This window comes from Nocardia sp. CC201C (assembly GCF_030010695.1).
GTDB classification, from domain to species: Bacteria; Actinomycetota; Actinomycetes; order Mycobacteriales; family Mycobacteriaceae; genus Nocardia; species Nocardia otitidiscaviarum.
Genome location: NZ_JASCXP010000678.1, coordinates 1 through 2,105, shown reverse-complemented (window position 1 = coordinate 2,105; position 2,105 = coordinate 1). Strand labels below are relative to the sequence as shown.

General features: G+C 70.9%; 2 protein-coding genes. One reads left to right on the top strand and one right to left on the bottom strand.

Annotated features, from left to right (window positions below):
- Window positions 1-79 precede the first annotated feature (79 nt).
- The gene (locus tag QK444_RS35820; protein ID WP_282786489.1) at window positions 80-415 is read left to right on the top strand and encodes a DUF1330 domain-containing protein; all 336 of its coding nucleotides are present in this window, start codon (window positions 80-82) and stop codon (window positions 413-415) included.
- Here QK444_RS35820 and QK444_RS35815 read toward each other — a convergent pair.
- Window positions 401-2,029 carry an FAD-binding protein gene (locus QK444_RS35815; RefSeq protein ID WP_282786487.1) on the bottom strand — a complete coding sequence of 543 codons (1,629 nt, stop codon included), beginning with the start codon at window positions 2,027-2,029 and terminating at the stop codon, window positions 401-403. The genes QK444_RS35820 and QK444_RS35815 overlap by 15 nt on opposite strands.
- Window positions 2,030-2,105: the final 76 nt, after the last annotated feature.

The window sequence follows — 2,105 nt, the reverse complement described above, 5'->3', positions numbered from 1 at the left end:
ACCCGGCGGGTAATCGCCTTCGCGGCCCGCACCGGGAATTATCGGGTGCGGTAACTGAAATCTCCTCCAGGAGCCCGCCATGACCGCCTACGCCGTCGCCCACATTCACGACCTGGACCTCAATGCCGACATCGTCGAGTACCTCGAGCGGATCGACGAAACCCTCGCCCCCTTCGGCGGCCGCTTTCTGGTGCACGGCGGCCGTCAGCAGGCCACGGAGGGCCCGGAGGAGGCTTTCATCGTCATCCTCGAATTCCCGGAGTACGACCGGGCCGTGCAGTGGTACAACTCCCCGGCCTACCAGGCGATCCTTCCGCTCCGGCTGAAGAACTCCGTCAGCGTGGCGGTACTCGCCGACGGCTGCCGCGCTGACCACCGCTCCACCGATCTGCTCACCGAGTTAGGTCTTCGCTGACCCGTCCGGCCGCACATCGACCGCCCGCGCGGCGTGCATGCCCGCGCGGCGGCCGGAGAAGACGCAGTCCGCGATCGACAGTCCGCTGACGTAGCCGTTCGAGCAGACGCCGACGGCGGCGCGGCCCGCGGCGAACAGCCCCGGGACGGGTGCGCCGGTGTCGGTGAGCACCGCGCCGGTGGATTCGTCGACGCGGACGCCGCCCAGGGTGAGCATCGGCGTCGGATAGGTGAGCGCCGCACGGATCGAGATGTCCAGCAGTGTGAACGGCCCCCGCTGGATCGGGCGGCGGATATCGGCAGGCTTGCCCATCGGATCGGGGCGGTCGGCGGCGATGGCGGCATTGTGCGCGTCCACGGTGCGCCGCAGCCCAGTCGGGTCGATACCGGCCCGCGCGGCGATCTCCTCGAGCGAACCGCCGGTGATCCGGCCGAACCGCAGCAGTCGTTCGGCCTGCATGCGCTGGAACCACACCGACTGCGTGGCGAGCTGCCCGCGGGCCTCGGCGAGCAGGTCGGCGTCGAGCACCAGCCACGCCCGCTGGCCGGGCCGGGTGACGATGGCACCGCCGAGCGCCGCGCCGTAGCGGGACTCGTCGATCATGCGTTCACCGTTGACGTCCACCGCGAGCGCGCTGAAGAAGGCGCTGGACGGCGCGATGAACCGCCAGGTCGAGATGGTGCCCATCTTGTCGGTGGCGGCACCGAGTTCCTGCGCCATGCGGATGCCGCTGCCGTCGTCGGCCGCCGTGCCCAGTGGCAGACCGGAGGCCCAGGGATACTCGGGTGCGTGCCGTCGTACCATCTCGCCGTCGGCGATGAAACCACCGGTGGCCATGATGACGGCGGAATCGGCGCGCAGCCGCGTCACGGTGCCGTAGCGCTGTTCGATGCGGTCGAGACGGCGCTGCACCATGCGTCGCAAACCCGGGTGGTACACACCGGGTTTCGCCGAGATCCGCGCCAGCGCCGCGAACTGCCGCCGCACCGCGCGGGGTGCGTGCGCGAGCGTCACGGCCTCCACACCGACGACGCGCCCGTCCTCCTCGACGAATCGCGTTGCCCTGGTGGCGGTTCGCACGTCCACGCCATGTGCCGCGGCCGACGCGGCCAGCGGCGCGAACACCTTCTTGCCCGAGACGCCCGGCCCGTGGGCGCGATGCCCGCGCTGCGCCGGAGCGGCCAATTCCCGGAAACCACCGGCGATTTCGCTGCCCGAGTAGTACAGGTAGTGGTTGTCGGTCGGATACGAGGTCTTGTACGGGCACAGTGACGCCTCGAAGGGCACACCGTGCTCGGTCAGCCAGTCGATCATCGCCGGTGACTCCTCGCAGAACCGGCGCAGCGTCGCCTCGCCCACCGCGTCGCCGACCTCGGCACGCAGGTACGCGTACATGGCATCGACGTCATCGACGACCCCGGCCGCCCGCTGCACCCACGTCCCGCCCCCGGCGTAGATGATGCCCCCGGACAGCGCGGTCGCACCCCCACCAGCGAACCGATCGATCGCCAACACCCCCGCCCCGGCCTCCCGCGCCGCGAGCGCCGCCGCGACCCCCGCCCCGCCGTACCCGACGACCAGCACGTCCGCCGCCTCGTCCCAGGTCCGCACCATTGCTGTCACCCTCCCACGCCGGTCCCCCGGCCGCTCGGAACACGTGGGGCAGACTATAACGCGTTCTAGTTTGGGG